Annotated in this window: 29 protein-coding genes; 13 read left to right on the top strand and 16 right to left on the bottom strand. The window is 52.4% G+C overall.

The features are described from left to right. Positions 1–226: 226 nt before the first annotated feature. Together msrP and msrQ are read left to right on the top strand one after the other, a co-directional pair. Positions 227–1,243: a protein-methionine-sulfoxide reductase catalytic subunit MsrP gene (gene msrP / locus HUO07_RS09045; protein WP_176303308.1), complete on the top strand. Its 1,017-nt coding sequence runs from the start codon at positions 227–229 to the stop codon at positions 1,241–1,243. Next, a complete protein-coding gene (gene msrQ, locus HUO07_RS09040; RefSeq protein WP_176303307.1) occupies positions 1,243–1,863 on the top strand; it encodes a protein-methionine-sulfoxide reductase heme-binding subunit MsrQ in 621 nt (206 codons plus the stop codon). Before msrP ends, msrQ begins: the two co-directional genes overlap by 1 nt. Positions 1,864–1,883: 20 nt before the next feature. On the opposite strand, the gene HUO07_RS09035 is transcribed toward msrQ, so the two are convergent. Next, entirely contained in the window at positions 1,884–2,462 is a 579-nt protein-coding gene (locus HUO07_RS09035; protein ID WP_176303306.1) for an NAD(P)H-dependent oxidoreductase, read from the bottom strand. 201 nt (positions 2,463–2,663) lie between these two features. On the opposite strand from HUO07_RS09035, the gene HUO07_RS09030 reads away from it, so the two are divergent. Next, positions 2,664–3,566: a LysR substrate-binding domain-containing protein gene (locus tag HUO07_RS09030; RefSeq protein ID WP_176303305.1), complete on the top strand. Its 903-nt coding sequence runs from the start codon at positions 2,664–2,666 to the stop codon at positions 3,564–3,566. A gap of 144 nt (positions 3,567–3,710) precedes the next feature. On the opposite strand, the gene HUO07_RS09025 is transcribed toward HUO07_RS09030, so the two are convergent. Then, the gene (locus tag HUO07_RS09025) at positions 3,711–4,649 is read right to left on the bottom strand and encodes a LysR family transcriptional regulator (protein WP_176303304.1); all 939 of its coding nucleotides are present in this window, start codon (positions 4,647–4,649) and stop codon (positions 3,711–3,713) included. 142 nt (positions 4,650–4,791) lie between these two features. Between HUO07_RS09025 and HUO07_RS09020 the strand changes: the two genes are divergently transcribed. The 6 genes from HUO07_RS09020 to HUO07_RS08995 all read left to right on the top strand — a co-directional run bounded on the left by HUO07_RS09020 (position 4,792) and on the right by HUO07_RS08995 (position 9,126). Continuing rightward, entirely contained in the window at positions 4,792–5,184 is a 393-nt protein-coding gene (locus HUO07_RS09020; RefSeq protein ID WP_176303303.1) for a RidA family protein, read from the top strand. Positions 5,185–5,414: 230 nt separating this feature from the next. After that, a complete protein-coding gene (locus HUO07_RS09015; RefSeq protein WP_176303302.1) occupies positions 5,415–6,158 on the top strand; it encodes an SDR family NAD(P)-dependent oxidoreductase in 744 nt (247 codons plus the stop codon). A 237-nt stretch (positions 6,159–6,395) separates the two neighbouring features. Then, on the top strand, positions 6,396–6,824 hold the full coding sequence (locus HUO07_RS09010; RefSeq protein WP_176303301.1) for a DUF2231 domain-containing protein: 429 nt from the start codon (positions 6,396–6,398) through the stop codon (positions 6,822–6,824). Next, on the top strand, positions 6,821–8,119 hold the full coding sequence (locus HUO07_RS09005; protein WP_176303300.1) for a PQQ-dependent sugar dehydrogenase: 1,299 nt from the start codon (positions 6,821–6,823) through the stop codon (positions 8,117–8,119). The genes HUO07_RS09010 and HUO07_RS09005 overlap by 4 nt, the downstream gene beginning before the upstream one ends. 85 nt (positions 8,120–8,204) lie before the next feature. Then, entirely contained in the window at positions 8,205–8,750 is a 546-nt protein-coding gene (locus tag HUO07_RS09000; protein WP_176303299.1) for a hypothetical protein, read from the top strand. A 79-nt stretch (positions 8,751–8,829) separates the two neighbouring features. Continuing rightward, positions 8,830–9,126, top strand: a complete 297-nt coding sequence (locus HUO07_RS08995; protein ID WP_176303298.1) for a DUF1330 domain-containing protein — start codon at positions 8,830–8,832, stop codon at positions 9,124–9,126. Positions 9,127–9,384: 258 nt separating this feature from the next. Here the strand turns inward: HUO07_RS08995 and HUO07_RS08990 are convergent, their stop codons facing one another. Beyond that, positions 9,385–10,494, bottom strand: a complete 1,110-nt coding sequence (locus tag HUO07_RS08990; protein WP_176303297.1) for a patatin-like phospholipase family protein — start codon at positions 10,492–10,494, stop codon at positions 9,385–9,387. Positions 10,495–10,813: 319 nt separating this feature from the next. Here HUO07_RS08990 and HUO07_RS08985 point away from each other — a divergent pair, with 319 nt between their 5' ends. Beyond that, positions 10,814–11,332 (top strand): cupin domain-containing protein, encoded by a 519-nt coding sequence (locus HUO07_RS08985; protein ID WP_176303296.1) that lies wholly within the window; start codon positions 10,814–10,816, stop codon positions 11,330–11,332. Positions 11,333–11,561: 229 nt separating this feature from the next. Here the strand turns inward: HUO07_RS08985 and HUO07_RS08980 are convergent, their stop codons facing one another. After that, positions 11,562–12,551, bottom strand: coding sequence for a virulence RhuM family protein/type II toxin-antitoxin system death-on-curing family toxin (locus HUO07_RS08980; RefSeq protein WP_176303295.1), 990 nt, complete (start codon positions 12,549–12,551; stop codon positions 11,562–11,564). A gap of 226 nt (positions 12,552–12,777) precedes the next feature. Further along, on the bottom strand, positions 12,778–13,587 hold the full coding sequence (locus HUO07_RS08975) for a TSUP family transporter (RefSeq protein WP_176303294.1): 810 nt from the start codon (positions 13,585–13,587) through the stop codon (positions 12,778–12,780). Positions 13,588–13,694: 107 nt separating this feature from the next. Here HUO07_RS08975 and HUO07_RS08970 point away from each other — a divergent pair, with 107 nt between their 5' ends. Beyond that, positions 13,695–14,480, top strand: a complete 786-nt coding sequence (locus HUO07_RS08970) for an AraC family transcriptional regulator (RefSeq protein ID WP_176303293.1) — start codon at positions 13,695–13,697, stop codon at positions 14,478–14,480. Between the two features lie 360 nt (positions 14,481–14,840). Here HUO07_RS08970 and HUO07_RS08965 read toward each other — a convergent pair whose 3' ends face one another. Together HUO07_RS08965 and HUO07_RS08960 are read right to left on the bottom strand one after the other, a co-directional pair. Continuing rightward, positions 14,841–16,931: a pyrroloquinoline quinone-dependent dehydrogenase gene (locus HUO07_RS08965; protein ID WP_176303292.1), complete on the bottom strand. Its 2,091-nt coding sequence runs from the start codon at positions 16,929–16,931 to the stop codon at positions 14,841–14,843. Between the two features lie 11 nt (positions 16,932–16,942). Continuing rightward, a complete protein-coding gene (locus HUO07_RS08960; protein WP_176303291.1) occupies positions 16,943–17,305 on the bottom strand; it encodes a glucose dehydrogenase in 363 nt (120 codons plus the stop codon). A gap of 302 nt (positions 17,306–17,607) precedes the next feature. On the opposite strand from HUO07_RS08960, the gene HUO07_RS08955 reads away from it, so the two are divergent. Continuing rightward, positions 17,608–17,982: a GFA family protein gene (locus tag HUO07_RS08955; protein ID WP_176303290.1), complete on the top strand. Its 375-nt coding sequence runs from the start codon at positions 17,608–17,610 to the stop codon at positions 17,980–17,982. A 40-nt stretch (positions 17,983–18,022) separates the two neighbouring features. Here HUO07_RS08955 and HUO07_RS08950 read toward each other — a convergent pair whose 3' ends face one another. The 4 genes from HUO07_RS08950 to HUO07_RS08935 all read right to left on the bottom strand — a co-directional run bounded on the left by HUO07_RS08950 (position 18,023) and on the right by HUO07_RS08935 (position 21,272). Further along, positions 18,023–18,307, bottom strand: a complete 285-nt coding sequence (locus HUO07_RS08950; RefSeq protein ID WP_176303289.1) for an RpnC/YadD family protein — start codon at positions 18,305–18,307, stop codon at positions 18,023–18,025. Between the two features lie 183 nt (positions 18,308–18,490). Beyond that, on the bottom strand, positions 18,491–19,408 hold the full coding sequence (locus HUO07_RS08945) for a nucleotidyl transferase AbiEii/AbiGii toxin family protein (protein ID WP_176303288.1): 918 nt from the start codon (positions 19,406–19,408) through the stop codon (positions 18,491–18,493). Continuing rightward, positions 19,398–20,219 (bottom strand): type IV toxin-antitoxin system AbiEi family antitoxin, encoded by an 822-nt coding sequence (locus HUO07_RS08940; RefSeq protein ID WP_176303287.1) that lies wholly within the window; start codon positions 20,217–20,219, stop codon positions 19,398–19,400. Before HUO07_RS08940 ends, HUO07_RS08945 begins: the two co-directional genes overlap by 11 nt. Before the next feature lie 102 nt (positions 20,220–20,321). Then, positions 20,322–21,272, bottom strand: coding sequence for a DUF808 domain-containing protein (locus HUO07_RS08935; protein WP_176303286.1), 951 nt, complete (start codon positions 21,270–21,272; stop codon positions 20,322–20,324). Between the two features lie 468 nt (positions 21,273–21,740). Here HUO07_RS08935 and HUO07_RS08930 point away from each other — a divergent pair, with 468 nt between their 5' ends. Beyond that, a complete protein-coding gene (locus tag HUO07_RS08930) occupies positions 21,741–22,364 on the top strand; it encodes a sce7726 family protein (protein ID WP_176303285.1) in 624 nt (207 codons plus the stop codon). Here HUO07_RS08930 and HUO07_RS08925 read toward each other — a convergent pair. From HUO07_RS08925 to guaA, 5 genes are all read right to left on the bottom strand, one after another. Next, complete coding sequence (locus HUO07_RS08925) at positions 22,344–23,408, bottom strand: beta family protein (protein ID WP_176303284.1); 1,065 nt, start codon at positions 23,406–23,408, stop codon at positions 22,344–22,346. The genes HUO07_RS08930 and HUO07_RS08925 overlap by 21 nt on opposite strands. Next, positions 23,405–23,947 carry an ImmA/IrrE family metallo-endopeptidase gene (locus HUO07_RS08920; RefSeq protein WP_176303283.1) on the bottom strand — a complete coding sequence of 181 codons (543 nt, stop codon included), beginning with the start codon at positions 23,945–23,947 and terminating at the stop codon, positions 23,405–23,407. Before HUO07_RS08920 ends, HUO07_RS08925 begins: the two co-directional genes overlap by 4 nt. After that, positions 23,947–24,186 carry a DUF5320 domain-containing protein gene (locus HUO07_RS08915; RefSeq protein WP_176303282.1) on the bottom strand — a complete coding sequence of 80 codons (240 nt, stop codon included), beginning with the start codon at positions 24,184–24,186 and terminating at the stop codon, positions 23,947–23,949. The genes HUO07_RS08920 and HUO07_RS08915 overlap by 1 nt, the downstream gene beginning before the upstream one ends. Beyond that, on the bottom strand, positions 24,167–24,604 hold the full coding sequence (locus HUO07_RS08910; protein ID WP_176303281.1) for a hypothetical protein: 438 nt from the start codon (positions 24,602–24,604) through the stop codon (positions 24,167–24,169). The genes HUO07_RS08915 and HUO07_RS08910 overlap by 20 nt, the downstream gene beginning before the upstream one ends. Positions 24,605–24,737: 133 nt before the next feature. Then, the gene (guaA, locus tag HUO07_RS08905; protein WP_176303280.1) at positions 24,738–26,315 is read right to left on the bottom strand and encodes a glutamine-hydrolyzing GMP synthase; all 1,578 of its coding nucleotides are present in this window, start codon (positions 26,313–26,315) and stop codon (positions 24,738–24,740) included. Positions 26,316–26,337: the final 22 nt, after the last annotated feature.

Here is a 26,337-nt window from a genome sequence, read left to right as displayed (position 1 = left end):
CTAATAATGTGTCTTTGGTAGAAGGGATTAAACTAGGCCTTCCTATCATTCGTAGAGCCAGCGCCTACGGCAAGTAAAATAGATTCACCATTACTTGTTTTTAGAGACTATTTCTTACAAGTTATGTAGAACCTTTTACTTGTTCCAGTATCGAATTGAGACTCATCGAAAACGTTGTTATAGCACGTGTTACAGCCCGCCCGGCCTAACCCCTTAGGAGACACCCATGCTAATAAAGATTGCCAAACCGAGTGACTTACACGAATCTGATGTCACGCCGGAATCTATTTACCTCTCCCGCCGACGCTTCATGGGGGGTATGGCGGGTTTGGGTGCGGGGCTGGCCCTTTCCGGCCACGCCCAAGCTAATGCCGATTATTCGGATGTTCCTGATGGCAATGCGCCAGCGTGGTTGAAGGAAAAAATCAGCGAGACTCAGTGGGGCGCGATTACGCCCAGCGACCCCAAAAAAGACAAGATCGCCCCCTTTGATGATGCCAGCGGCTACAACAACTTTTTCGAATTCGGCACCGACAAGGGCGACCCTGCCCGCCATGCGGGCAGTCTGAAGACGGAACCTTGGAGCGTGGTGGTCGATGGTGAGGTCAATAACGGCGGTCGCTTTGCCCTAGAGGACTTCGCCAAACCGTCACAGTTTGAAGAGCGTATTTACCGCCTGCGTTGCGTGGAGGCGTGGTCGATGGTGATTCCCTGGCTGGGTATTCCGCTGGCCGATATCATCAAACGCGCCGACCCGACCAGCAAAGCCAAATACGTACGCTTTGAAACCCTCGTCGATCCAGAGCAAATGCGCGGGCAGCGCTCCTCGTTTTCAATCATTGATTGGCCCTACGTGGAAGGCCTGCGCCTGGATGAAGCCATGAACCCGCTAACGCTACTGGCCATGGGTATGTACGGCCGCGAACTGCCCAACCAAAACGGCGCCCCTCTGCGCTTGGTAGTGCCCTGGAAGTATGGCTTCAAGAGCATTAAGTCGATTGTGCGAATCTCGCTAACGGAAGAACAGCCGGTGAATTCCTGGCAGAAGATCGCCGCCGACGAGTACGGTTTTTACGCCAATGTGAATCCCAACGTCGACCACCCCCGCTGGAGCCAAGCCACCGAGCGTCGTTTGCCCAACAGCCTCTTCAACCCCAACACCATCGATACCCTAATGTTTAATGGCTATGCCGACGAAGTCGCCGAGCTCTATGCGGGTATGAATTTGAAGGAAAATTACTAATGGCCAGCCCACGTATATGGTTAGCATGGCGCGTGGGCGTGTTTCTGGCCGCGCTAGCACCCCTGCTGTTCTGGAGCTGGCAGGTAGCGAATAACGCCGCCGGTCCAGAACCGGGGCGCTACCTGCTGCTGAATCTCGGCATCGGTGGGCTGTGGATGCTGCTGCTCACCCTCAGCCTTACGCCGTTAACCAAACTCACCCGCTGGAAAGGCTTTGCGCTGATCCGGCGCCAACTGGGCCTCTGGACTCTCGCCTACGCTACCCTGCACTTGCTCAGCTACGCGCTGTTTATTCTCGGCCTCAACTGGGCGCTGCTAGGCAGCGAAATCGTCAAACGCCCCTACATTATTGTCGGCATGATCGCGCTGGTCGGCCTTGCTGTACTGGGCGCCACGTCCAACCGCTGGGCGATGAAGCGACTGGGCAAGCGCTGGAAGCCGTTGCACAAATTCTCCTACGCCATTTTGGGTCTGGTACTGCTCCACTTCTTCTGGGTGGTGCGCGCGGATATGCAGGAGTGGGCGATGTATGCCGCTATCGCGGCGCTGGTGATGGTCACCCGCCTGCCCCCAGTAGCCCGCGCGCTACCTAAACTACGTTATCGGTTTAGTAGTGCTTAGGGATATATGACGTGCAAAGCTTAGCCAAGCACTTTACGCAGATGGTCGCGGTAATCGGCTTGGTTGCGGTCTACCTGCGGTACTTTCATCACATCGTTGGCAATAAACGTCGGCAGCGCCTCTAGGCCGATAAATTCCTGAGACTTATGGAACGGGAAATAAACACCATCCACGCCACGCCCTTCAAAGAAGTTATCCGGTTCTTCGAACGCTTCCAAGGGGGCGTTCCAGGTCAGCGACAGCATATAGCGACGGCCCTGTAGCAAACCACCGCTGCCATACTGCTTGGTTGGGTCTTGGCGGCTGCGGCCATCACTGGCGTAAAGCGAACCGTGACCCTCGGTGAACACTTCATCAATGTAACGCTTCACGATCCAGGGCGCGCCCATCCACCAGCCAGGCATCTGGTACACAATCGTGTCTGCCCATAGGTAGTTTTGCACCTCGGTTTCAAGATCGTAGCCTTGATCAATCACCGTCTCCCGAATTTCGTAGCCCATCTCCGTCAGCGTACTCACCGCCACGCCGTGTAGCGTATTGTTGAGTTCACCGCCAGAGTGCGCAAAGGCTTTACCACCATTAATCAGCAGGATCTTCATTTAGCACTTTCTCCCAAAGAGGTTCATCATCATCGCTAACGAAAGTAGACATGATGTTAATGGCGCGTATTGTGGGAGTTATGGCGAAAAAAAAGAAGCGATGCTGCGGCAAGACACTTTTGATTTTAAATCAATAATACTATTAGCTGATCATTAAGGCGTTTGAGAACGTTGTGAAAAGCACGTTAAGAGAAGCACATCATGAAAAGTACCCTTGAAGAGCAGCAAGCCTTTGTGACAGTAGTGGATAGCGGCTCAATCACCGGCGCCGCCGAAAGGCTAGGCATTACCGTTTCCGGGGTAAGCCGTGCGCTCAATCGCCTGGAGCAGAAACTCGGTGCCACACTACTGCGTCGCACCACGCGCCGTTTGGAACTGACGGAAGAAGGCGAAACATTTCTGAACCACTGCCGCCGTATTCTGGCCGCCGTGGACGAAGCCGAAGAAGCCATGCTGGATCGCCACAACCAGCCTCAAGGCAGGCTCCGGGTCAACGCCGCCCCTAGCTTTATGCAGTTTGTGATCGTGCCAGTGATTGGCGAGTTCCGCGCCCGCTACCCCGGTATTACGCTCGAACTGGATACCCACGACCGGTTTGTCGACCTGCTGGAACAGAGGGTCGATTTAGCCATTCGCATCGGCGATTTGGAAGACTCCTCCCTTCACGCCCGCCTGCTAGGCCATAGCCCGCTGCGACTTCTCGCCAGCCCCACCTATATTGAACGCCACGGTGCTCCGCAAAACATTGATGAATTAACGCAACACAGCCTGATGGGCTTTAGTCAATTAGAACACCTTAATCAGTGGCCGCTCACCGGCGCCGACGGCAAGCGTTTACACATCACACCTACGCTGTCGGCCTCCAGCGGCAGCACGCTAATAGAGCTAGCCATCGCCGGAGAAGGTATTGTTTGCCTGGCCGACTTTATGACCATCGCTCCCCGCCAGAAGGGGTTACTGGTCGACGTATTGCCCGACCATACCGAGCTGCAGACTCAAGCCGTGAACGCCGTTTACTACCGCCAAGCCACGCTTTCTCAGCGCACACGCTTATTTATGGAGTATCTGGCTGAGCGGCTACCAGGGAAGTATTTGCAAGGATAAAGGGCTTATAACGTCGCTAACCCTGTTCGACTTCATTACGGCAACGTGCCCGCCGACCGCCGGGTATTGTTGGAAGGCTTGATCGAGCGGCTCGAACTGTCCCTGGAGCGCCTGGCGCGCATCATGGTAGAACAAACCGCTCCCTCATTCGTTAGCGGGTTTACTTTTTCGATCTAGCCGAGGCGCATGCTGTTCCATCAACGCCACTACCCAATCAATGAACACACGCAGCTTGGCGCTAACGTGCCGATTCGGCGGAAAGGCGATGTACATTGGCATCGGTTCGATGTACCAGTCGTCAAACAAGCGCACCAGTTCGCCGCGAGACACATGCTCTCTAGCCATGTAATCAGGTAGCCAAAGCACACCGAGTCCCGCCAGACCCGCGGCAAGCCCAGCATTCCCATCGTCGACGGAGATCATGTGGCGCCCTTGCACGGCAACACGCTCTCCATTGCGGCACAGAGCATAAGGAAAAGCCAAGCCATCGCGTGCCCATCTGAATCCGACAATATAATGAGGCGGGAGCGACAGCGCTTGCGGGTGCGTTGGGTGACCGCTCCTTTCCAGATAGCTTGGTGCGGCGTAAACACCCAGCGTTAGATCCCCCACGCGTCGTGCCACCAGCGATAGATCGGTAAGCTCCCCGCCGCGCACCACGCAATCCACGCTTTCGCCGATCAGATCCACCATACGATCACTCACCCTCATGTCGAGTTGAATATCGGGATAGCGAGCATGAAACGCGGGGAAAGCGAGGATTAAGATCATTCGCGCAAACGGGCTGGGCACATCCACTCTCAGTCGTCCGCGCGGCTGCACCGAGGCGTTGGACAAGCTGGTTTCGGCATCATCCATATCGGCTAAAAGCTTTATCACACGCTCATAATATGCCGCTCCGTCCGCCGTGACGTTCACCTGACGCGTGGTCCGGTTGAGCAGTTTGACACGCAGCCGGGCCTCTAGCTGTTGCACCATCTGCGTCACACTGGTTTTGCTCATATGTAGTGTTTCAGCGGCCTTGGTAAAGCTGCCTGTTTCCACGACCCGAGCAAAGGCCTGCATTGCGTTAAAACGATCCATGACTATGCCAAGCACCTTTTGATTGTTTGATATATACAAACAATGTTGAACAGAATTCGCCGTTTATCCACCACTCAGGCAGGCTTAAAGTGACTTCATCGACAACAAGGGGTCGCTTTCGACCTAATGATGGAGGTACACCATGGCTAAACGTAACGTTGTTTTTCCCAAGGGCCGCCAGGCGCTTTATGAGCAGAACACCTATTCCGCCGCCATCCGCTTAGGCGACTTTCTGTTTGTATCGGGCCAGGTTGGCAGCCGTGAAGACGGCTCGCCCGAGCCGGACTTCGCCGCCCAGGTGCAGCTTGCTTTCGACAACCTACAGAGTGTGCTGGAAGCAGCAGGCGCAAGCTTCGACGATATCGTCGATGTGACGAGCTTCCATACCGACCCCGAAGCCCAGTTCCCTATCTGGTTGGAAGCCAAGGCGCGCGCGTTTCCGGAAAAACCCTACCCCAACTGGACGGCGGTCGGCGTGACATGGCTGGCGGGATTCGACTTTGAAATCAAAGTCATTGCTAGGGTACCCGAGTAAACAAGCGCAGCCGCTGCTGGCACTGCCCCGACATAAGCGAGTTCATGTATTTGAAGTGCTTGTGAAACGCACTGAGCCTCATGCCTGCAGGATCAGGCAAGTTTTGTACAAAGCAGGACAAGCCCCGCCATTACCGATTGATTAACATGATAGTGGTTCAACCGTTAATGCCAACGCCTAATGGCCGTGGGCATACAGATATCATCATCACGTTAAAGGGAAGGTGCACAGTGAAAACATCAGGAAATACGATTCTTATCACCGGTGGCGGCTCTGGGATTGGCCGTGAACTTGCCTTACGCTTCAATGCGCTTGGCAACACCGTTATCGTCGCCGGACGGCACATGAAAACGCTGGAGGAAACCATTGCTGGCCAGCAAAACATGCATGCGATGGTCGTCGATGTCGAAGACCCAACGTCCATCGAAGCTTTCGCTGAGCGGGTTATCGCTGAGTACCCCAACCTCAATATGCTGATCAACAATGCAGGTATCATGCGGCGGGAAGACCTGTCCAGCCATCGAGATCTGCGCGATGCCGAGCAGACCATCGTTACTAACCTGATGGGGCCAATCCGGCTAACGAACGCGCTGACCGATCACCTCGTCAACCAACCCGATGCGGTGATCGTAAACGTCTCTTCAGGACTGGCGTTTGTGCCATTGAGCGGAACGCCCACCTATAACGCCACCAAGGCGGCCATCCATTCCTACACGATTTCGCTTCGCGAACAGCTCAAGGGGAAGGTCGAGATCATCGAGCTTGCGCCCCCTGCCGTTCAAACAGAGCTGACCCCAGGCCAGTCTACCCGTGAAGGCTATATGCCGCTCAACGACTACATCGAAGAAGTCATGACGCTGTTTAGCCAGCAACCGACACCCAAGGAAATTTTGGTCGAGAAAGTGAAGTTCCTGCGCTGGGCAGAGCGGGATGGACACTTCAATCAAGCGGTCGAGATGCTCAGTAAGATGTGACTTCCCCCGCATCTCCTCACAAAAAGCGGTCTCGTGGCAGCATTAAAGAGTTCTTATGGTAAGCATTCATGAGCATCACGTGCGGCTAACCACCTGCCCGCTCCGCTTTGGGAAAGTTCCGAATCGTCTACTATACTGCGCCACAACGAACATGATGTCGTTGCCTGGGCTGGATGCGCGTATACGTCATGACAGCTTAGGTAAATTAATTAGCTTGAACTGCATAAGGAGTTTGCCGTGACAGCCACCGACAATCGTACTTATCGAAACGGGCCAAACCCGTTTCATGCCGTAATGCTTGCTGGGTCTACACCGCTCTTTCTTGGCGCCATGTTATGCGATTACGCCTACTCAACGACCTACCATATTCAATGGGCTACTTTTGCTTCCTGGTTAAACGTGGGTGGGCTTGTCTTCACAGGGCTTGCATTGTTATGTGCCATTATTGGCTTCTTTCGTTCTTCGCACCGCGGCTTGGCGCTCATGATTTACCCAGCGCTACTACTGCTTACCTGGATACTGGCCTTTGTTAATGCGCTGGCGCATGCGCGGGATGCCTGGGCCATGATGCCAGCTGGCTTTGCCCTCTCTATCGTTGTGGTGCTACTGGCTGGCACAGCCACATGGGTCGGCTTTTCTCGCCTAGGCGCTGGAGGTAAGCCATGAAGCTTCACAGCCTCTATGTCTATGCTGCACCTCTCTCGATACTTCTGATGGCAAGTAGCGCCAGCGCCCAAGACGCACAACAGTACGGCCCAAACCCCGACCTGCCTGAACCTCAGCGCGGGCTTTTACCAGACATGACAGTCCCCGAGCCCGCCGAATGGGGTGACCAGCAGCCCACCGCGCCCGACGGCTACACCATTACCGCCATTGCTACCGACCTTCAGATACCGCGCCAAACGCTGGTATTGCCCAACGGCGATATTCTGGTGGCCGAAGGGAGCGGCGGCAATGCCCCCAAGTTGAAGCCAAAAGACTTCATTGCCGGGTATATCAAAAGCCAGGGCACCACCAGTGTTGAGAGCGGCAATCGCTTAACCCTGCTGCGCGATGAAAATGGCGATGGCAACTACGAACAGTCGGTGTTTGCCGAAGACCTCAACGCGCCCTACGGGCTGGCATTGGTGGATAACAACCTCTATGTAGCCAACCAGGATGCGGTCGTCCGCTTTGACTACGAGGAAGGCCAAACCGAAGCCAGCGGGCCGCCGGAGGAACTCGCCAAGCTACCCGCTGAAATCAATCACCACTGGACGAAAGCGATGACCGCTAGCGCCGACGGTGACTACTTGTACGTGGGTATCGGCTCCAACAGCAACATCACCGAGCGCGGCATGGCGGCGGAAGTTAATCGGGCCGAGGTATGGGAAATTGATACCGAAACGGGCATGCATCGGCCTTATGCCACTGGCCTACGCAACCCCACCGCGCTGACCATTCAGCCAGAGACTGACCAGCTATGGGCCGTGGTCAACGAGCGGGATGAGCTTGGTCCCAACCTCGTTCCTGACTACCTCACCACCGTGCAGGAAGGCAGCTTCTATGGCTGGCCCTATAGCTATTGGGGGCAGCATGTCGACTCACGCGTCCGCCCACAAGCGCCTGAAAAGGTGGAATCAGCCGTGGTGCCCGATTACAGCCTGGGTTCACACGTAGCGCCGCTTGGCCTCGCCTTCTCCATACCCGAGATGGGCGATGAGTTCGCGGAAGGCGTATTTATCGGTGAGCACGGTAGCTGGAACCGCAATGACCCTGTTGGTTATAAAGTCGTTTTCGTGCCCTTCAGCAACGGCGAACCCAATGGCGACCCGATTGACTTCGTTACCGGGTTTCTCAACGGCGACGACCAAACGCGCGGTCGACCCGTCGGTGTCACTATCGACCCAGACGGCGCCCTCATCATCGCCGATGACCTGACCAATGCCGTGTGGCGCGTCACCTATGACGGCAATGATTAACCGCACTCTGTGTTATTCAATAGCGTGAAGAAGGCGGTAGCCACTTAGGCTGCCGCTTTTTCCGTTTGTTTTAAAAGGGATTTATATGATCAGATCACTGGAAGAGCTCGAAGCCGTTAAACAGTCGTGTCGCTCGATGGTAACGAAGAGCTCAAGTCTTTCTGCTGGCACCGCCATTATCCCCATTCCCGGTGTGAACATCGGTTCTGACGTCGCTATATTGCTGCGCTTGATCCCGAAGATTAACGAGCAATTTGGCTTATCGCCGGAACAGATCGAGAGCCTGGATACAGAGACCCGGCTATTTGTAATGAGCTCCATCTCAACGACTGGAAGCAAAATGGCGGGTAAATATATCACCCGTAAATTGATCACGATGATGTTCAAAAAAATGGCTGGCAGGATCTCGGCAAAAAGTGCGTCGAAATATGTGCCCTTCCTGGGCAGCGCCGTTGCGGGCGGCATCAGCTTTGCCACCATGAAATACATGGGCAACAGCCATATCGACGATTGTTACGAGATTGTCCTGGCAACGCTGGAAAACGAGCAACTGGAGCCTGTGGCGTTGATAGAGTCAGCGCCTGAACCGGTGCCGCCCCTAACAGCCGATATTTCCAGTAAAGCTGAATAACGATCTTTCTAATGTGGCTCCGCTGTTAGGCGGTGATATGCTCTAGCGGATCGATAAACGATGACATCAGGAGAACTGAATGCCCGCTTATGTCGTACTGACTCGCGAACACACCCACGACGCCAAGGAAATGGAGCGCTACGGCGAGAAGGCAAAAGCCGCTCGTGAAGGCCACGACCCGCAGCCGTTAGCCTTCTACGGTGATTTTGAAGTGCTGGAAGGCAGCGCCATGGAAGGGGCCGTGATTCTGCGCTTCCCCGATATGGCCGCCGCCCGCGCCTGGTATGAAAGCTCCGCCTATCAGGAAGCCCGCAAGCACCGCTTCCAGGGTGCCGACTACCGCGTCTTTATCGTTGATGGTGTTCAAGAAGCGTAAAGCGCCAAAACCCTCGCCTAAAAATGAACTGACCCCATAAACTTGGACAGTGAACAACTAAGCGGCCAAGGCCTGATTTCGGTACTCCACGAACTCAACCTGGCCGCCCGCTACTGGTCGCTTTGGCCAACGGCAAGGAAACCGATGATGATTCCGCTCGGGCGGCTCAGCAGTTTGTGAATTATAAATAACAGCAACCTTCTTCAGCGTTACGCATCAGTTTTAGACGCTGACAACTACTGCCAATCGCCCGAATGCCTATACGAGTGCGCTAGGCTCGCCCCCATTAAACCCGTGCACAACAAACTCACCAGGGGCGGCACGTTGGGCACCTATACTCTCCAAAGCGTGACGCATATTTAAACGGCCCGCCTCCCATCGTTCGGTAAGTGAAGGGCGTGAAAAATCGAAGGCTCTCATCTCGGTATCTTGGGGCACGCCCGCGTGGCTGAGCGTAAGTAGCGTAGTGGCTCTATCAGTGTGAGTCCCTTCTGCCAAGGCTGACGCCAAAGCGGGGTCTTTGCGCTGTTGTTCGGGGATCTGCTCCGCCAGTAGGCGTAGTTGACGGCGTAGCTCATGACGTTGACGCAGGGCGCGCAGCGCCCGCCAGCTTTGGGACGAAAGAAGCAGCTCCAACTGACGATCCATCGCCTGCCCTACCGTCTTGAAATCAGGTCCACTGCGCCGGAATAAATCCAGAGCAATACATAGCCGATCTTCTGTACCCGCTTCCTCCAAGGCCGCCTCTAAAGGGAGGTTTGAAGTCATTCCCCCATCCACCACTAACTGGCCATCAATCGGCGTTGGCGGGAAAAAGGGAATAAAACCGCAACTCGCCAGCAGATGGTCGACGTTGATAGATGAGGAGGCGGTATCGAAACGTATTTCCTCTCCGCTGTTGGCATCCACGGCGACGATGACCAGCCGGATGTCACTGTTATTCACCCGATCCCAATCAACCAGCCGATCTAAACTTTCACGCAAGGGAGCGAGATCAAAGAGGCTCGTATCGGTAGGCATGGCCGGTAGCATGGAGAAAGCGCCTGGAAAACGTGCGAAATAAACAGCAGGGCTGCCAAGCAGCATGCTTTGCAGGGCACGCCTGCGCTTACTGTCCCATGTAGTTGTCCAGGCAGGCCTAAAAACCCAGATCCCCTCTTGTACAGCGGTATTCCAAAAGCTACGCAGAGCATCAATACGTTTTTCTGGGGGATTGCCAGCGATCAGCGCAGCATTGACCGCGCCAACAGAGACGGCGAAAATTTGGTCAGGATGAAAGCCTTCTTCGTGCAGTGTTTCATAAGCACCGCCCTGATAAGCACCCAGCGCGTTCCCGCCAGACAAAATAAGTATGTTTTGCTCAGACATTGGACCTCCCAATCGGAATACCACTATTCACCATAGGCGCGGGGCACAATAGACGTCGGCATTAACCGATAAATGGGCTTGTTGCTCCCCCCTTCAAGCGTCTAATCAAGATAGCTCAACCTTCACATGCCAGGGTAAATGTCTGCACGGCGGGGTATCCCATTCGATTAGTGTTCAGCCTATCCAACCATACTCAGTCATGGATACGGTCATCACGCTGCCACCAACACCCAGCAAAGCGGCAATATGGCAAAAGCGCTGCTAGGCTAAACCATGTGTTTCTTCACTTAGCCGCTAACATCAGCACAAGGAGGTCATAGTGCAAATTCCGCCACCTGAAACGCTCCATTTGGACAGCGATGAAACGACCGGCTATCCCAATTCACCACTGCCGGTACTGATCTACCGTCAGGTGCTCGACACTGGCAGCGCAGAAGAACGAGCCGAGTCGTTCGAAGCCATGTTCCAACGCCACGGCTGGCTACCGGCGTGGCGCTACCACCTGTACGACTTCGACCACTTCCACTCCACTGCCCACGAGGCATTGGGCATCTTCCGTGGCCAGGCCCGGGCGCGGCTGGGTGGCCCTAACGGCCAAGAGACGGTGCTTAAAGCAGGTGATGTGTTAGTGCTGCCCGCAGGGATGGGGCACGCCAGCGTGGAGGCAAGCGATGATTTCTGCATGGTCGGTGCCTACCCACCGGGGCAAGAGCCTGAGATAGAGCGCGGCGACCCCACACAGCTGGAAGCAGCACAAGCGCGAGTGGCTGACGTTGCCTTACCTGGATATTCCCCGGTAGGCGGGCCGCTAGCAGCGCTTTGGGGGGAAGGCGCTTAACCGGCGAAAAGCTCTGCTCTTATATGGAGAAGTGAGATGACGCTGGGCTTAGCTCAACAATCTTTTGCTGCAGCGTCATCTCCAAGCGCCAGCACACCAACTAATTAGCTCACTTTATGAGCCGAATACGGTTTATATTCGGCTCATAAGCCAGTTGGCCTTCACGCTTTCTTCCATGCAGTTTATGCGTGGCATCGCATGAGATCTCAGCGCCTCAGTATTGATAGCTTCATTCTTCTTTCAGCAGTGTGAAATGTTCGATCAGCCGAATCATCAACGTTTTCTGATCGGGTAGGCTTTCAGCCACTAACAGCGCTAATGCTACAAGCGTATTATCATTGATCAGTTGCTCAACGGGCCGGGCCAGCAAAGCTGCGTTGCGACGCAAGTACCATAGAAACAGAAACGACCCACAGCGCTTATTTCCATCGGCCAATGGATGGTTTTTAATCACAAAGTAAAGCAGGTGCGCTGCCCGGGTTGCCACATTGGGATAAAACAGTTCGTCGCCAAAACCCTGTTCGATGGTGGCCAAGGCTGAGGTCAAACCGTCGCCCCGCACCTGCCCAAACAGTTCAGTTGCTTCGCCTTTAGCAATTAAGGTTTGTTTTAACTCGCCAATGGCTTTCAAGGCTTCTTCCAACGCCAGTGAGTGCATACCGGGTTGTTTGATGTTTAGCTCGGTTAACTGTTGCTCGTCGTAACCTTGCAGCAGGCTCCAGGAACGAGCGTAATCGCTAATCACGCGGGCTACCGCTTCGCCTTCGGTTGAAACCAAGCCTTGATTGGTCAGGGTTCGGCTGAGCAAACTTACCGCCTGCTCAAACTCTATGCCACGTTCGGTTAGGCGGCGTTGATTTAAGGTATAACCTTGAACCAAGTGGTCTTTTAATACTTGCGTTGCCCACTTACGAAATTGCACACCACGCTGAGATTTCACTCGATAGCCGACTGAAATAATCACATCTAAATTGTAGTACTCAACCTGATAGATCTTACCGTCAGCGGCAGTTGTTGCATTTTTTGCAACAACTGGCTCCCTTTCAAGCTCACCCTCAATAAAGATATTGCGAATGTGGCGAGATATCACAGACTTATCTCTACCGTATAGATTCGTCATCTGTTCTAAACTCAACCAAACGGTCTCTTGTTCCAGCGTTACTTCTAGATGTGATTGCCCATCTTCGCTGGTGAATATCTGTATTTGCTGATCATTCATGAGTGTTGCCCCCAGGTTTACATAAAGCGCTTTACGTTTTCAAAACAAGCACCTCCCAAGCAAGCAGTGCTCAATCCAGCAGTACTCATCTTTCCATACTAAAAGAGAGACTCAAGCGCGCCCAACATTAGAGGTTAAGTAAACCTTATCATAAAAACTGTTTATTCATACAGCTAAATATTACCCTGGCTCTACCAAATAAAACTGCCTAGCAAAAGTGGGCGCTTCAATGCACAAAAGCCATCACCACCAGCACCATGGTCAGCAATAGCAGGTACACCCTGGCATGCATACGATCAGGGATGCGCCCGATCCAGGTCGACGCCAGGCGAATACCGAGCCATGAGCCCACTGCGAGTACCAGCAAGGCGCGCAGATCCACATAACCGGCATACCAGCCCCCCAACGCTGGATGATTTGCCGACAGCAACACATACGTCGCGGTGCCACTCACCGCCATGGGCAACGACAACGGATTGGCCATGGCAGTGGCTGCCGTCATGCTCGCGCCTCTCCGACGCATGAGCGGTACAGTCATCACGCTGCCGCCAACGCCCAGCAAGGCGGCCACCGCACCAATCAATGTCCCCGTCATCGCCGTCACCCCACGCCGCATAGGACGCACATCACTCCCTGACTGATGCAGAAAACCGGGCCGCAAAATGGCATCCACAATCGTGAGGGCTAGATAACCAATGAACGCCCAGCGCACCCACTCGCCACTTAACGACACGGCAGCCGCCGCACCCAGCACAGCGCCCACGGCGATATAGCCCACCAGCGGACGCACCAGTTGCCATTGCACGGTCTGCCGTTGGTGATGGCGCCATGTGGACAGGGAAGCAGCAAATACCATCAATGCCGTCGAGGTAGCCACCGCGATATGCATGACCGCCTGACCAATACCACTATTCGGCCCATGGACGGCAATCAGCAGGGTATACAGCAAGGGAACCACCACGAACCCGCCACCGAAACCGAACAACACGGTGGTCACTCCCGCCACCCCGCCACAAAGCAGCAATACGCTATACACCGGCACTCTCCTGATGAAACGAAACAGCAGGCACTATATGCTGGCGAGGCTTGGCCGACATTCGTCATTCGGACAACCATCACCGCGTTTCAGCCAGGTTAACGCTAATGCTAAATACGCCCCTGTCAGAGGTGGATCATGTCGCACGGCCCGTGGTGGCCATCGGCACTGACTACCGCCCCGGCACACTGCTCGATTTTCATACCCATCGCCGTGCCCAATTTCTCTATGGCATGACCGGCGTGATGGAGGTGAACACGGATGACGGCACTTGGATGGTGCCGCCTTATAGCGGCGTCTGGCTACCTGCGGGCAAACGGCACCAAGTGCGCATGAACGGGGTGAGCACCCGAAGCCTGTATATCGAGCCCCATGTCGCGCCACGCGCTTCGAGCCGCTGTGAGGTGCTGGTCGTGACGCCTCTCCTGCATCACCTACTGCTGGCTTCCGCCCACATCCCCGCGCTCTATGATGAAAACGGCCGCGACGGTGCCCTGGCTCAACTACTCCTATGCGAACTGGAACAGGCTCAGGCCCTGCCACTGTTTGCGCCCCTGCCCCATGACCTTCCGCTCGCCAGTCTGTGCAGAGAGTTTCTCGGCCAGCCAAACATTCACACCCTTCCCGAAGAGTGGGCCCGGCAGTTGCATTGCAGTCAGCGCACCTTCAATCGCCTGTTTCGTCAGCAGACCGGGCTCTCCTTTGGCCGATGGCGCCAACAAGCCTGCCTGATGGCGGCGATTCCCAGGCTGCTGTCCGGCAGTTCCGTTACTCAAACCGCACTGGAACTGGGCTACGACAGCCCTGCCGCTTTCTCCAGCATGTTTCGCAAAGTGCTCGGCCAATCTCCCAGCGCATTTGTTCGGGCGGCTAATCGTCAGCAGGAAGCGTAAAAAGTAGTTGGTACAGACGTTAGATAGTCACGGCCTCGCCCAGCCTGATCCACAGTGAGCATTTAAAGACCCAGAAAAGCCCTCATGAGCCTTAAATGACTCAAATGAACGGGACGGCGATGAAGCAGGTGCACAGTTACTCGGTTAAAAAGACGGCCAGTTGCGCTATTCCCAAATATAAATGAGCTGATTGCACCATCTATTCGGATCATTTTATGAGCCGATTAAGGTTTATATTCGGCTCATGGGCATTCAGAGGGCTTGTTAGGACGCTTGTCTTTCTTGTCAGCCCTTCCCATATTCATCCTCACAGGCTGATAGCTGAGCCAGTCGAATACTGGCTCAGCCAAGACAGCGATCTTAGTTCCCGTCTTCCGGTAGCGCGTAGGCGATTACATAATCGCCTATCGGTGTTTCCATAAAGTGATGCCCGCCAGCCCCGATGACTACGTATTGGCGACCATCCGCCTCATAGGTGATGGGGTTGGCCTGCCCACCGGCCGGCAGTACATCGTTCCAAAGCACCTCACCGGTTTCCGTGTCGATGGCGCGAATCAGATCGTCGGTGGCAGCAGCGATGAATATCAGTCCGCTGGCCGTGAGTAGTGGACCGCCATTGTTGGGTGTGCCGATCTTGAACGGCATGTGCGACGGTATGCCGAAGGGGCCATTCTTGCGTGCCGTGCCCAATGGCTCGTCCCAGAGCGTTTCACCGCTCGCGAGATCGATGGCGCGAATGCCGCCATAAGGAGGCGCGGTACAGGGCATGCCGGTAACCGGCGCTCGCCAGCCGGCATTGACGTCGATCGCATAAGGCGCACCTACTTGTGGGTCGCCAGCCCCTTCAGCGGGCCCATCCGACTCTCTATCGGTGTTGTCACCGCCTGCATAGATGGGTCGAAGATTACGCTCCTCGGCTTCTTCACGGGGGATGAGACGGTTGAAGTTGGGAATGTCATTGTAATTGGCAATGATGATGCCGCGCTCGGCGTCCACCGCTGTACTGCCCCAGTCGTTGCCGCCATTGTATCCGGGGTACTGAATGAAGCGCTGACCCACGGTCGGCGGCGTGTACATGCCTTTATAGGAGGCTCGGCGGAATTGAATACGACACCACAACTGGTCAATGGGCGTCATCCCCCACATATCCTTCTCTTCTAGGTTCGGGAAAGCGAGGGAGTGATAACCTGAACTAGGTTGTGTGGGCGAGAGGTTATCTGGCTCAACACCGCCAGTGGGCGCCTCAACCTCTTCCACGTGAAATAGCGATTCGCCGGTTTCACGGTTGAGTACGTAAATATCGCCCTGTTTGGAGGGCAGAATGATCGCTGGCACCGTGCTGCCGTCATCTCGTGGGAAATCAACCAAAGTCGGTTGCGAACCGAGATCATAGTCCCAAACATCGTAATGGACGGTCTGGAAGTGCCAGACCGGTTCGCCGGTGTTGACGTCGATGGCAACGAGCGAGGTCGAGAATTCATTTTCTTCCTCGCTACGGTTCCCGCCCCAGTAGTCGACCGAGGAATTGCCCATCGGCAGGTAGACGTAACCCAACGCCTCATCGGAGGAAGCAGTGGTCCACATGTTGGGCGTGCCTCGGGTATAGGTCTCGCCCTCAGGTGGCAGCCCATCCAGATTGGGCTTGCCCATGTCCCAGGCCCACTCCAGTTCACCGGTAACGGCATCGTAGCCGCGAATCACGCCGGATGGCGCATCCTCCGCTTGCCCGTCCTTGACCTGGGCACCGGTCACCAGAACGCCCTGGACGACGACCGGTGGAGAGGTGACGGAGTACCAACCGGGAACCTTCTCGCCGATGCCTGCCCATAGGTCTACCGTACCGCCGTCACCAAATTCCTGGCACAGCTCGCCCGTTTGCGCATCGACGGCAATCAATCGAGCATCCAACGTCCCCTCGATGATGCGGGTTGCGCAGAGCTCGTCATCGGCGGCATCCGGAACTTCGTAATAGGTCACGCCGCGGCAGCTGGCGCTATAGGGGATGGCACCTGGATCGACCTGGGGATCATGGCGCCACTGCTCCTCGCCGGTCCGTGCATCCAGGGAGACCATGATGTTCATGGCCGAGCAGAGATACAGATTGTCGCCAACCTTGAGCGGTGTCGTTTCAGGCGCGTATTTGCCCTCCCCTTCTTCCGGCATATCGCCAGTGCGATAAGTCCAGGCAACCTCCAAATCGCTGACATTGTCGGGCGTGATTTCATCCAGCGGCGAATGACGTGAAGCGCTGCTCTCTCGTCCCCAGGCGGCCCAATCGCCGGGCGCTGGGTCATCGCTGGGCTGCGGCGTCGCCGAGAAGGTCGGTGTCTGGGCCTCGCTTGAGGTGGGCCCCTCCGGGGCTTCGGTTTCACCCTCGGCATCCTGGGCAACGGCATGCGTCGCCAGTGACAGGCTGACGACATAGGCCAGCACTCGCTGTGACGTGAACATGGCAGCGCTCCTCATATAGCGGCTTGACGGCGTTTGAGAGTAGGCAGGAGCGCCAAGACGATGGCACCCAGGACGATGTAACCGAATACCCGGGGCAGCAGCTCCCATGGCGAAAAGCCCACCTCCCATAAGGCCCAAATCAGCGTGCCAAACAGCACCAAGAAATAGATCCAGACGCCCGTGAGCGAATCCCTGGCCATTAAGCCACCCGAAATGATCAGCCCCAGACCGGCAATGAGGTAATACCAGGAGCCTCCCAGCGTCACCAGCCAGATCCCGCCAGCGGCAAGAATCAGGCCGAGGATGACCAAAATGATGGCGAACACGAGCAGAAACCAACCGCCCACACTCCGAGATGCGTTATCGGTAGCCAAACCAAGTACCTCCGTTGTTCGTGGTTTATTGCTATCAAGAGCGCTTGGCAAACCCACTAGCGATGCTTTTACAAAATGCCTTTATAAATTGAAGCGCCCTCTTACTTAATCCAAGTAGTCTTTCTCGGCCCTGTAAAGGATCACTTGTTTAACTTATGTGTTAAATCCTGTCTTTCTCGATTTATGTCAGTTTACGGTCATTAAATTGACGACCATTAAATACAAACGAGATGGCAGCAAGACAAAACCGAAAGTGCCACCTACTTTGAATTCAGGAGGTATGACTCTTCTGGAGATTAACGATGGCTCAACTAACAGGTGGCTGTCTCTGCGGTAAGATCAGAATCGTGGCCAATGGCGAGCCGCTTCGGGTAGGTATTTGCCACTGTATGGATTGTCGCAAGCATCACGGGGCGCTTTTCTATGCGGCTGCTGATTATCCCAAGCAGGCTGTCATTATCGAAGGCGAACCGCAGAGTTATCAGGGGCGTTACTTCTGTTCGACATGTGGTTCGTCGGTTTTTTCGGTAAGCGAGGAAGAAATCGAAATACACCTTGGTGCCCTTGATGCACCGAATCAACTGAAACCGACGTATGAGCTTTGGAACATTCGCCGCGAACATTGGCTGCCGCCTTTCCCTGCCATGGAGCGATATGACCGGGATCGGCAAGATTGAGCAGGTTCAAGGGCTGCCGCTTAGGTCAGAAGGCAATCGATCAGCGCTTACCTTCAATACGCAGTTCAGCCACTTCATCTAGCGCCAAGCCTGTCGCTTCAGCAACCTGCTCATCACTCAGCACCCCTAGTTTGAGCAGATTACGGACCGTTTTCACAATACCTAGCTTTTCGCCTTCCTGAATGCCTACTTGGCGTTCTTGCTGAGCCCAGTTTTCCAAATTTTCTGCCAACATGTCTTTATCCTCCACCAAACTGTTGAGCTGATTGAGGTTGACCTCAGCCCCTAGCCGCTGCCAGTGGCGTTTAAGCCAGCGGGTAAACATCTTGTCGATACGCTCTTTGTGGGGATCGGCCTGAATAATTAAATCGCCACAATCCGATCCACGGCTTTTGCAGCCCCTGCAGATTCGTGGAAGATTTCTCGATGGACGCATTAAACAACGACTTAAATAGTGAAGCTTGATGCCCACATTCCATATCACGCCGAGGGCGCCACTCCGGTCTCCCTACCCTAGCAGCACTTCCAGCTTTCTCCGTTGCTCAGCATGCTTGGCGACATTTTCGTTTTTCAGTTTTTCTAGATTGATGAGTTTCCAGCGTACGGCGGGCATTTCCGACGCCTGTGGTCGATCAATGCCATCAAAATCGGGTGTTCCTTCATGTAGGCTCAGTAGGAATCGCTTTGTGTTCTCATCGAAGCGAGAATGAATATCTGCAATCAATCGTTTACGTGTGTTTAAGAGTTCTTCGAGGCTGACGGAGGTTCTGGTCATTCCCTCAAATTCTTGAGTATAAGTCTTATCAAGATCGATTAGGTTCGGGTTCAGCAGCTCATGCGCGGGGCGCGACGAACTCGCAATATAGATCAGAAAGGTGCGAAATAGATCATCCGTTAGGCCCTCGTTATCGTAAAGCAGCTTCACATCGTAAAGGTCGCGCGGATGCTGACGGTCGACGGCTGCGTTTAACTTACCGCCGAACAGATCTTCGAAGGAGACAACCTGCATCTCTGCGTAGCCGAACTCATCTTCAACAGCTTCGGAGACGGAAAGCGTTTCAGGATCATGAACGACGCCGCGTGTTACCGGAGAGGTTTCGATCTTGATCTCGACGCCGCCCATGCGGGCAAGAAGACGAGTGGCACCACCACCGCCGCCCTTGATACGTTGTGTTTTGGATCCCACGATACCGCCTTCAATGGCCCCCGCAATGCGATCCATCGCGTTGTTGATCTCGGAAAGGCTCTCGTTTCGATCTTTCACCGGCAGATAGGTCAGGTCGATATCGACCGACAAGCGTGGAAGATCACGATAGAACAGGTTTATCGCCGTGCCGCCCTTGAGTGCGAATACATCCTCCTTGGCGACATGCGGGAGAATACGCACAAGAAGTGCGACCTGTGCCTCATAGGTTTCACGTGCCATCGTTGGTCTCCGTCCTTACAAACGCTTCAGGCACCATGATGCGATAGCGTGGATGTATTTTCCCCCCTTTTACCAGTGCACGGTCGCCACTCCCAAGATTGAATGCTGTTGGATCAAGGCGCTTGCGCCAGGGGTGGTCGTGGCGATCGGCAAAGACAAAGAACAGCCGCTTTACCTTGATCTTCTTACAACTCTGCAGCAGAGCTGACAGTAGTTTCGGGCGCAGCGTTGTCAGGCTCTCAAATAGCATATCGAGATTGTGAAAACTCTCATGGTCGGGCAGCTCGTCCATAGCTTCCATAACCGCTCTTTCGGGTGCCGACATCTTAAGCGTCCATTCCCATGGCAGCGTGTCTTCGGTGTCGATGTTGTCCTTGGCCAACCCAAGCGATGAGTTGTCGAACAATGAGGTACTGCGAGTTTCGATGGGTGCGTTGAGTGGCAGCTTACTAAGCCAATTGGGTATGGCGTCGCCATATACCCAGACAGGCGCATTGCTGCCCAAACGCAGATAGTGATCGTAGCCTTGTTGGGCAAGTGCCGTTGTACCGCCGACATGGATGTCATAGCGCATAATATGCTGCATGGAGAGCAAGCAGGTTTTCCAATCGATGGTGGCCGACGTTGTTGCGTTCGGCGCGGGGCGTCGGAAGACGCCGCGGTTAACGCGCTCCAGCCAGCCGTTATCGACGTATTTGCGAGCAAGGAAACGGCTGACACCGTAGCGTTCAAGCCATGCGGTATCCACCATGAACCCTGAAGGTATGGCGTCAACCACGCTCTTTAGTATTGCTTTTTTATGTGTACTCATGGTTCACAAATTAGCACTTTACCAAAGGGTCAACCATGCTTTCTTTGAAAAAATTAAATATGGGGTACTTTGAGTTAACAAAATATCTGATTTTTAAAGAATTTAGATATGTTGCGCTTTCTTAACGGGAAGTAGATGCACCACACCCACCACCACCGAGCCCACCAAAAAGCCAATCACCGCTGAGCACAGCGTATTAAAGCTCCAGCCCAGCGTGCCGCCCAAAGCACCGGTGGCCTCGCTAATGCCTAGCTCAATATGGTGTACCCACTCATAGGGTGCATTGAACCAACCCGTGCCATCGGCACCCAGATTGACCATCAGGATATGCCCGCCCACCCAGAGCATGGCGACGGTGCCCACGACCGAGATGGTCGCTAGCACCTTGGGCATGGCCGTCACCAGACCACGGCCCAGGGTCTGCATGCTCGAACTATCCCGCTGGGCGAGCTTCAGGCCGATATCATCCATCCTGATCAACAGCGCGACCACGCCATACACCAAAATAGTGATGACAAACGCGACCACCACCAGGCTCGCCAGCTGTGACCAGAACCCCTGATGGGAGACCGTGGCCAGCGCGATCACCATGATTTCAGCAGACAAAATCAGGTCGGTCCGAATAGCACCACTCACGATCTTTTTCTCGGCTTCCGGCCCTTGTTCTACCGCTGGCTTGTCGTCGTCATGCTTGCCGGAAAGCTTGTGCCAGACTTTCTCAGCGCCCTCAAAGGCCAAGTAGGTACCGCCCACCATTAGGATGATCGGCAATAGCGCGGGCAAAAAGTGATTCAGCAGCAGCGCCACCGGTAGGATAAAAATCAGCTTGTTGCGGATCGACCCCAGCGCGATCTGCTTCACAAGCGACAGTTCACGTGCTGCCACCACCCCCTGCAAATATTGCGGCGTCACCGCAGTATCATCCACCACCACCCCGGCCGCCTTCGCCGTCGCACGCCCAGCGGCGGCACTCACATCGTCCAGTGATGCTGCAGTCAACTTCGCCAATGCGGCAATGTCGTCCAGTAATCCTATCAAGCCGCCTATGGCCATGGATGTTTCCTCCGTGAATAACAGGTGCAGATAGTAAAGCACATAGCGGGTTGGGGTGAGCGGACTCATTCTGTGCCAGGGGCAGTCTTGATTCCTTCCCGCTCAATTAAACTGCCCCGATTGCGTCTCTTCAATGAGTGGTATCAGTTTGATCGGCTTATTGAGAGCAGGGTACTAATCTAGGGGAAAGTTCATAAAGAGAACAAGCAGATACTTACCGGCAATTTAATGCTTGTTTTTTATTAATATCATCACAAATTGGGCATAACAATCATCATCAACATAAACCACAATCAACCTGCAACTAAACATTAAAATCTAAAGATCTTAAAACCACATATAAGGTATTAAGCAACTAAGCCAAGCTCAGTCAAATAAAGTTAAAATCATAAAAATTGCATGCTTATCGAACAAAAACATTAAGGCATATGCTAGAATAGAAACATTCAAATTTCGCGCGCGCAAAAAATGACTGAGCTAGAAATAAAGGTTATATTGGCAGACAGTATCTCTAATCAATATCCAGACTATATTATGGGTATTGAATTCCCCTTTCAGTTTGGTGAAAGAAGAGCAGACTTAGCTCTCCTGAATGAGATGGAGTTGACCTCATACGAAATCAAGAGTGCAACTGACAGAACAGCTAGACTTAGCTATCAGCTCGATAGCTATAAATCGTATTTTGATTATTGCTATGTTGTGTGTGAAGAAACAAACCTAAAAGAAGTAAGAACCAACACACCAAGATCAATAGGTATTTTGATTGTTTCAAATAAGGAAATAAAGCATATAAGAAAGTCGAATAAATTTAAAAACCATAACAAGGAAAGTCTTTGCAGCACTCTCCCAATTAGCTTTCTTAGAAAAAATGCATTTCTAAAAAAAATAAAGTCAAAACATGAACTTTGCAAACACATCTCATCGATATATTCTATTGAAACAATCAGAAAATGGTCACGATTAAACTTTAAAGAAAGATATGAAATAGCTTCAAAGCTAGTGAAAATAGAAAAAGGAGACATTATAAATAAAGATGACATCTTTACACTAACAAAAAAATCGCCTACTAAATTATTTAGAAGAACTTCTTAAGCGCAACCTTGTTTCAATATAGTAATTCATACGTACTGATATCCAAAAAGCCGGACTAATTCCTGTCGGTGTATTATCTTTTGCCAATTTAATTTCATCATCAGCCCATGTATCTAAAGATACATAATTAGAAACGTCTTGAACAACCTCTCTTGCACACTTCACATAGCCACCCGCATTACGTCTATGACGCTTATATGTAAAGCTAAATCCATCAAGGCTTGCTATATCGATTCTAGGAACGAAAGTTCCACCTTTAATCTCAATTTGCTCAGTATTAATAGAGGCATAATCACCATATTTCACATCAACTTCTTCTACCACTTTTTGAAAAATATTTTCTTCGAAAATATCAAACTTACCTTCAGAGTCTCCTCCTCCCTCTTTTGCCACATTAGAGGGAAAACTTGTCGACATAATGATAATATCTTCTACATATTGAGACACATTTTCTAAACCAGAGCAGCTGTCAATAAACTTATCTGCCACATCACCAGCCACTTCATTCCTTATAAATCCAGCATCCAATATCACATAAATTTTACAACCTTCACTTAATGAACTAAAAATCGGCTGCAAGTAATGAAAAACGCTTTCTCCACCTAAATCATAGGGTAAGCGCACAGCTAAAAAACTAGTTCTCTCAGAAGCAGCTTTAACAAAAGCTTCGACTTCAGCAGCCACTTTTCCCTCATCCTCATAAACATGGATCATGGGTATGATATTTAGATCATTATGGAGATCAAAAATAAAATACTGCCAGTCCTTGAAACCCATATGTGGAGAAAGAAGCTGTTCAATCTGTGGGTTTATATATTTATCATCAGTACACAAGTCTAAGATAAAAGGTCTTTCACCTTGTATCTCACCTATGTTCTTCATACGCCGATAAATATCACCATCTGGAGTCTTTACCGTTTTCCTTGATTTCGTCAACTCATATATCGGAAGTAAACTCTTAAATTTGTCCTCCTCAATATTGCTAAAGCAACGCAGTTCAGCATCTCTAGTTTTTATCATAGGAAAATATAAAAACTCACTCATAAGTTATGTCCTTCATACCCCAAAACTCTTGCACGAACTCTTACAGCCATAGATGAAACTTGAAAATAATTGGCCAAATCTTCAACTTTAGCTGAAACGTTATCAATATAATTTACAAAGCTATTTTCTGGCATTAATAAAGCTGCAGCAAATTGATTAGCTTCGGCTTCCATCCAATTACTGTCCCCATTTCTGAAAAAAGTTTTATCTTCAAAATTATCACTATTCGCAGCATGACATATTCTATGAGCGAGCTCATGTGCTATCGTAAATCTTTGTCTATGTGGATGATGCAAAGAATTAACTGTCATGACCCAGGCTCCAGAGCGTTTCTCTTTGACAAGACTACCTGAGACCTCATCCTCAAGAGGCTCAAACCTTACAGTCACTCCTAACTCTTGAGCTAGCTCTGAAATATTTATTGGATTAGTATCTAACCCTTTGCTCTCAGCCAGTTTTATCAAGTCCTCAGGTGTAGATAGCTCCTCAAATTCAGGTAGTTTTCTTTCCTTAACCATTCCTTTACGAATAAAAGCCACTATCTAGCCCTCCTATTAAGTTCAAAACTACCACCTTCTTTTTCTTTTTCATCTAATTCAGCCAACCTTTTTGATATAATATTAAGCTGCCTCTTTAGATCGGAATTTTCATTTTTAAGTGATTCTACATTTTCCTTTAAATCGCTTATACCATTAATTTCCAAATCAAATGTTTCTATGGTGCTGGAATAATCTTGCTGAAGCTGGCGTAGCTTTTTCCTACTTTTTCGTGTCAGCATTTTTTTCAATAAACACACTAAAACTATCACCCTCAACATAACTCTTTGCTGCATCTTCAGCCTTATCTTCTGAGTTTGTTTTTATATACAAAACAGACAATGCAGCTATAAAACCATTTATAGCTATCAAAAATGTTATTACAGTTTGATATAAAGAAGACTGAAACCCCCAAACCTCTTTTAGGCTTAAAGACTCTGAATCCCCTGGAAGTAATTTTGTTATCTGACACTCATTATTTGAGCATTCATCCTTTGCAGAAAGAACAGAAATTAGATTAAAGTTGCTTATTTTATCAACCACACCAGGAGAAGAAAAAAACACAAAAAATGCTAACAAGAAAACTGTTGTAACTAAGCAAGTTAATAGGCTTATCATAAAAGCATTTCTTTTTGTGCAAAAAACCTTTTCTTTTAACATATAAATCTCAGGTTATTTTAGAAAAATTAATTTAGAGACCTCATTTGATGATATAACGACCAACATCCAAATTTCAATTTATAAAAAAATCCGCCTTTCGGCGGATTTATATGTGCGACTAACGAGTAAGCACTCACTCCCACTCTATAGTAGCAGGCGGCTTGCTGGAGACATCATAAGTCACCCGCGAAACCCCTTCCAACTCATTGATAATTCGGTTGGAAACCTTCTCCAGCAGCTCATAGGGCAAGTGCGCCCAGCGGGCGGTCATGAAGTCGATGGTTTCGACTGCGCGTAATGCGATGACCCATTCGTAGCGGCGGCCGTCGCCGACTACGCCTACCGATTTCACCGGCAGGAACACGGAGAAGGCTTGGCTGGTTTTTTCGTACCATCCAGAGGCGCGTAGCTCTTCGATGAAGATAGCGTCGGCATCGCGGAGGATGTCGGCGTAGTCCTTCTTCACTTCGCCTAGAATACGCACGCCCAGGCCAGGGCCAGGGAACGGGTGGCGATAGACCATATCGTAGGGCAAGCCGAGTTCCAGGCCGAGTTTGCGCACTTCGTCTTTAAACAGCTCGCGCAGCGGCTCGACTAGCTTGAGCTTCATGGTTTCCGGCAGGCCACCGACGTTGTGGTGGGATTTGATCACGTGCGCTTTGCCGGTTTTGGAGGCGGCGGATTCGATCACGTCCGGGTAGATGGTGCCCTGGGCCAGGAACTCGACGCCGTCGATCTTGCTGGCCTCTTCATCGAATACGTCGATGAAGGTGTTACCGATGATTTTGCGTTTAGCCTCCGGGTCTTTTTCGCCCTTCAGCTTGCCGAGGAACAGGTCTTCGGCGTCTACGCGGATCACCTTCACGCCCATGTGCTTGGCGAAGGTTTCCATGACCTGGTCACCTTCCGCTTTACGCAGCAGGCCGTTGTCGACGAATACGCAGGTTAGCTGGGTGCCAATCGCTTTGTGCAGCAACGCGGCAACCACAGAAGAGTCCACGCCGCCGGAAAGGCCGAGCAGTACGTGGCGGTCGCCCACTTGCTCGCGCACGCGCTGTACCTGGTCCTCGATGATTTGTGCAGGCGTCCAGAGCTTTTCGGCTTTACAGATATCCAGCACGAAGTGCTCGAGAATGCGCTGGCCCTGCAGGGTGTGGGTCACTTCCGGGTGGAACTGTACGCCGTAGAACTGCTTCTCTTCCCAGGCCATGGCGGCAATCGGGCAGCTCGGTGTAGAAGCGGTCACGGTGAACTGGGTGGGCGCTTGGGCGACCTTGTCGCCGTGGCTCATCCATACGTCCAGCAGGGCTTTGCCGCTTTTCGCGTCTACGTGGTCTCTGATGTCTTTGAACAGCGCGTTGTTTTCGTCGATTTGAATCTGCGCGTAGCCGAATTCGCGCTGGTTAGAGCCTTCTACCTTACCGCCCAACTGCTCGGCCATGGTTTGCATGCCGTAGCAGATACCAAACACCGGTAGGCCCATTTCAAACACGCACTGCGGTGCACGCGGGGAGTCCAGTTCCGTCACGGATTCCGGGCCACCGGCCATGATAATGCCGTTGGGGTTGTACTCGCGGATCTCTTCTTCGGTGATATCAAACGCGCGGACTTCGGAATATACGCCGATCTCGCGAACGCGGCGGGCGATCAGTTGGGTGTACTGCGAGCCGAAGTCGAGAATCAGGATCTTGTGGGCGTGAATGTCACTCATGGCGGGGTCTCGGTTAAGCGGT

This window comes from Vreelandella maris (assembly GCF_013371085.1).
GTDB classification, from domain to species: domain Bacteria; phylum Pseudomonadota; class Gammaproteobacteria; order Pseudomonadales; family Halomonadaceae; genus Vreelandella; species Vreelandella maris.
Note: the sequence above shows the minus strand (reverse complement) of the source record. Positions and strands in the feature narration are given on the sequence as shown.

What these genes read in the sequence shown, in the direction of transcription:
- HUO07_RS08940 (WP_176303287.1), bottom strand. Translation starts at nt 20,219, where the DNA reads ATGAGTACACATAAAAAAGCAATACTAAAGAGCGTGGTTGACGCCATA.
- HUO07_RS08955 (WP_176303290.1), top strand. Translation starts at nt 17,608, where the DNA reads ATGGCTCAACTAACAGGTGGCTGTCTCTGCGGTAAGATCAGAATCGTG.
- HUO07_RS08990 (WP_176303297.1), bottom strand. Translation starts at nt 10,494, where the DNA reads ATGTCTGAGCAAAACATACTTATTTTGTCTGGCGGGAACGCGCTGGGT.
- HUO07_RS09000 (WP_176303299.1), top strand. Translation starts at nt 8,205, where the DNA reads ATGATCAGATCACTGGAAGAGCTCGAAGCCGTTAAACAGTCGTGTCGC.
- HUO07_RS08910 (WP_176303281.1), bottom strand. Translation starts at nt 24,604, where the DNA reads ATGTTAAAAGAAAAGGTTTTTTGCACAAAAAGAAATGCTTTTATGATA.
- HUO07_RS09005 (WP_176303300.1), top strand. Translation starts at nt 6,821, where the DNA reads ATGAAGCTTCACAGCCTCTATGTCTATGCTGCACCTCTCTCGATACTT.
- msrQ (WP_176303307.1), top strand. Translation starts at nt 1,243, where the DNA reads ATGGCCAGCCCACGTATATGGTTAGCATGGCGCGTGGGCGTGTTTCTG.
- HUO07_RS08950 (WP_176303289.1), bottom strand. Translation starts at nt 18,307, where the DNA reads ATGTTTACCCGCTGGCTTAAACGCCACTGGCAGCGGCTAGGGGCTGAG.
- HUO07_RS08965 (WP_176303292.1), bottom strand. Translation starts at nt 16,931, where the DNA reads ATGTTCACGTCACAGCGAGTGCTGGCCTATGTCGTCAGCCTGTCACTG.
- msrP (WP_176303308.1), top strand. Translation starts at nt 227, where the DNA reads ATGCTAATAAAGATTGCCAAACCGAGTGACTTACACGAATCTGATGTC.
- HUO07_RS08970 (WP_176303293.1), top strand. Translation starts at nt 13,695, where the DNA reads ATGCTAAATACGCCCCTGTCAGAGGTGGATCATGTCGCACGGCCCGTG.
- HUO07_RS08935 (WP_176303286.1), bottom strand. Translation starts at nt 21,272, where the DNA reads ATGGCCATAGGCGGCTTGATAGGATTACTGGACGACATTGCCGCATTG.
- HUO07_RS08945 (WP_176303288.1), bottom strand. Translation starts at nt 19,408, where the DNA reads ATGGCACGTGAAACCTATGAGGCACAGGTCGCACTTCTTGTGCGTATT.
- HUO07_RS08930 (WP_176303285.1), top strand. Translation starts at nt 21,741, where the DNA reads ATGACTGAGCTAGAAATAAAGGTTATATTGGCAGACAGTATCTCTAAT.
- HUO07_RS08915 (WP_176303282.1), bottom strand. Translation starts at nt 24,186, where the DNA reads ATGCTGACACGAAAAAGTAGGAAAAAGCTACGCCAGCTTCAGCAAGAT.
- HUO07_RS09020 (WP_176303303.1), top strand. Translation starts at nt 4,792, where the DNA reads ATGGCTAAACGTAACGTTGTTTTTCCCAAGGGCCGCCAGGCGCTTTAT.
- guaA (WP_176303280.1), bottom strand. Translation starts at nt 26,315, where the DNA reads ATGAGTGACATTCACGCCCACAAGATCCTGATTCTCGACTTCGGCTCG.
- HUO07_RS09025 (WP_176303304.1), bottom strand. Translation starts at nt 4,649, where the DNA reads ATGGATCGTTTTAACGCAATGCAGGCCTTTGCTCGGGTCGTGGAAACA.
- HUO07_RS09030 (WP_176303305.1), top strand. Translation starts at nt 2,664, where the DNA reads ATGAAAAGTACCCTTGAAGAGCAGCAAGCCTTTGTGACAGTAGTGGAT.
- HUO07_RS08925 (WP_176303284.1), bottom strand. Translation starts at nt 23,408, where the DNA reads ATGAGTGAGTTTTTATATTTTCCTATGATAAAAACTAGAGATGCTGAA.
- HUO07_RS09035 (WP_176303306.1), bottom strand. Translation starts at nt 2,462, where the DNA reads ATGAAGATCCTGCTGATTAATGGTGGTAAAGCCTTTGCGCACTCTGGC.
- HUO07_RS08995 (WP_176303298.1), top strand. Translation starts at nt 8,830, where the DNA reads ATGCCCGCTTATGTCGTACTGACTCGCGAACACACCCACGACGCCAAG.
- HUO07_RS08980 (WP_176303295.1), bottom strand. Translation starts at nt 12,551, where the DNA reads ATGAATGATCAGCAAATACAGATATTCACCAGCGAAGATGGGCAATCA.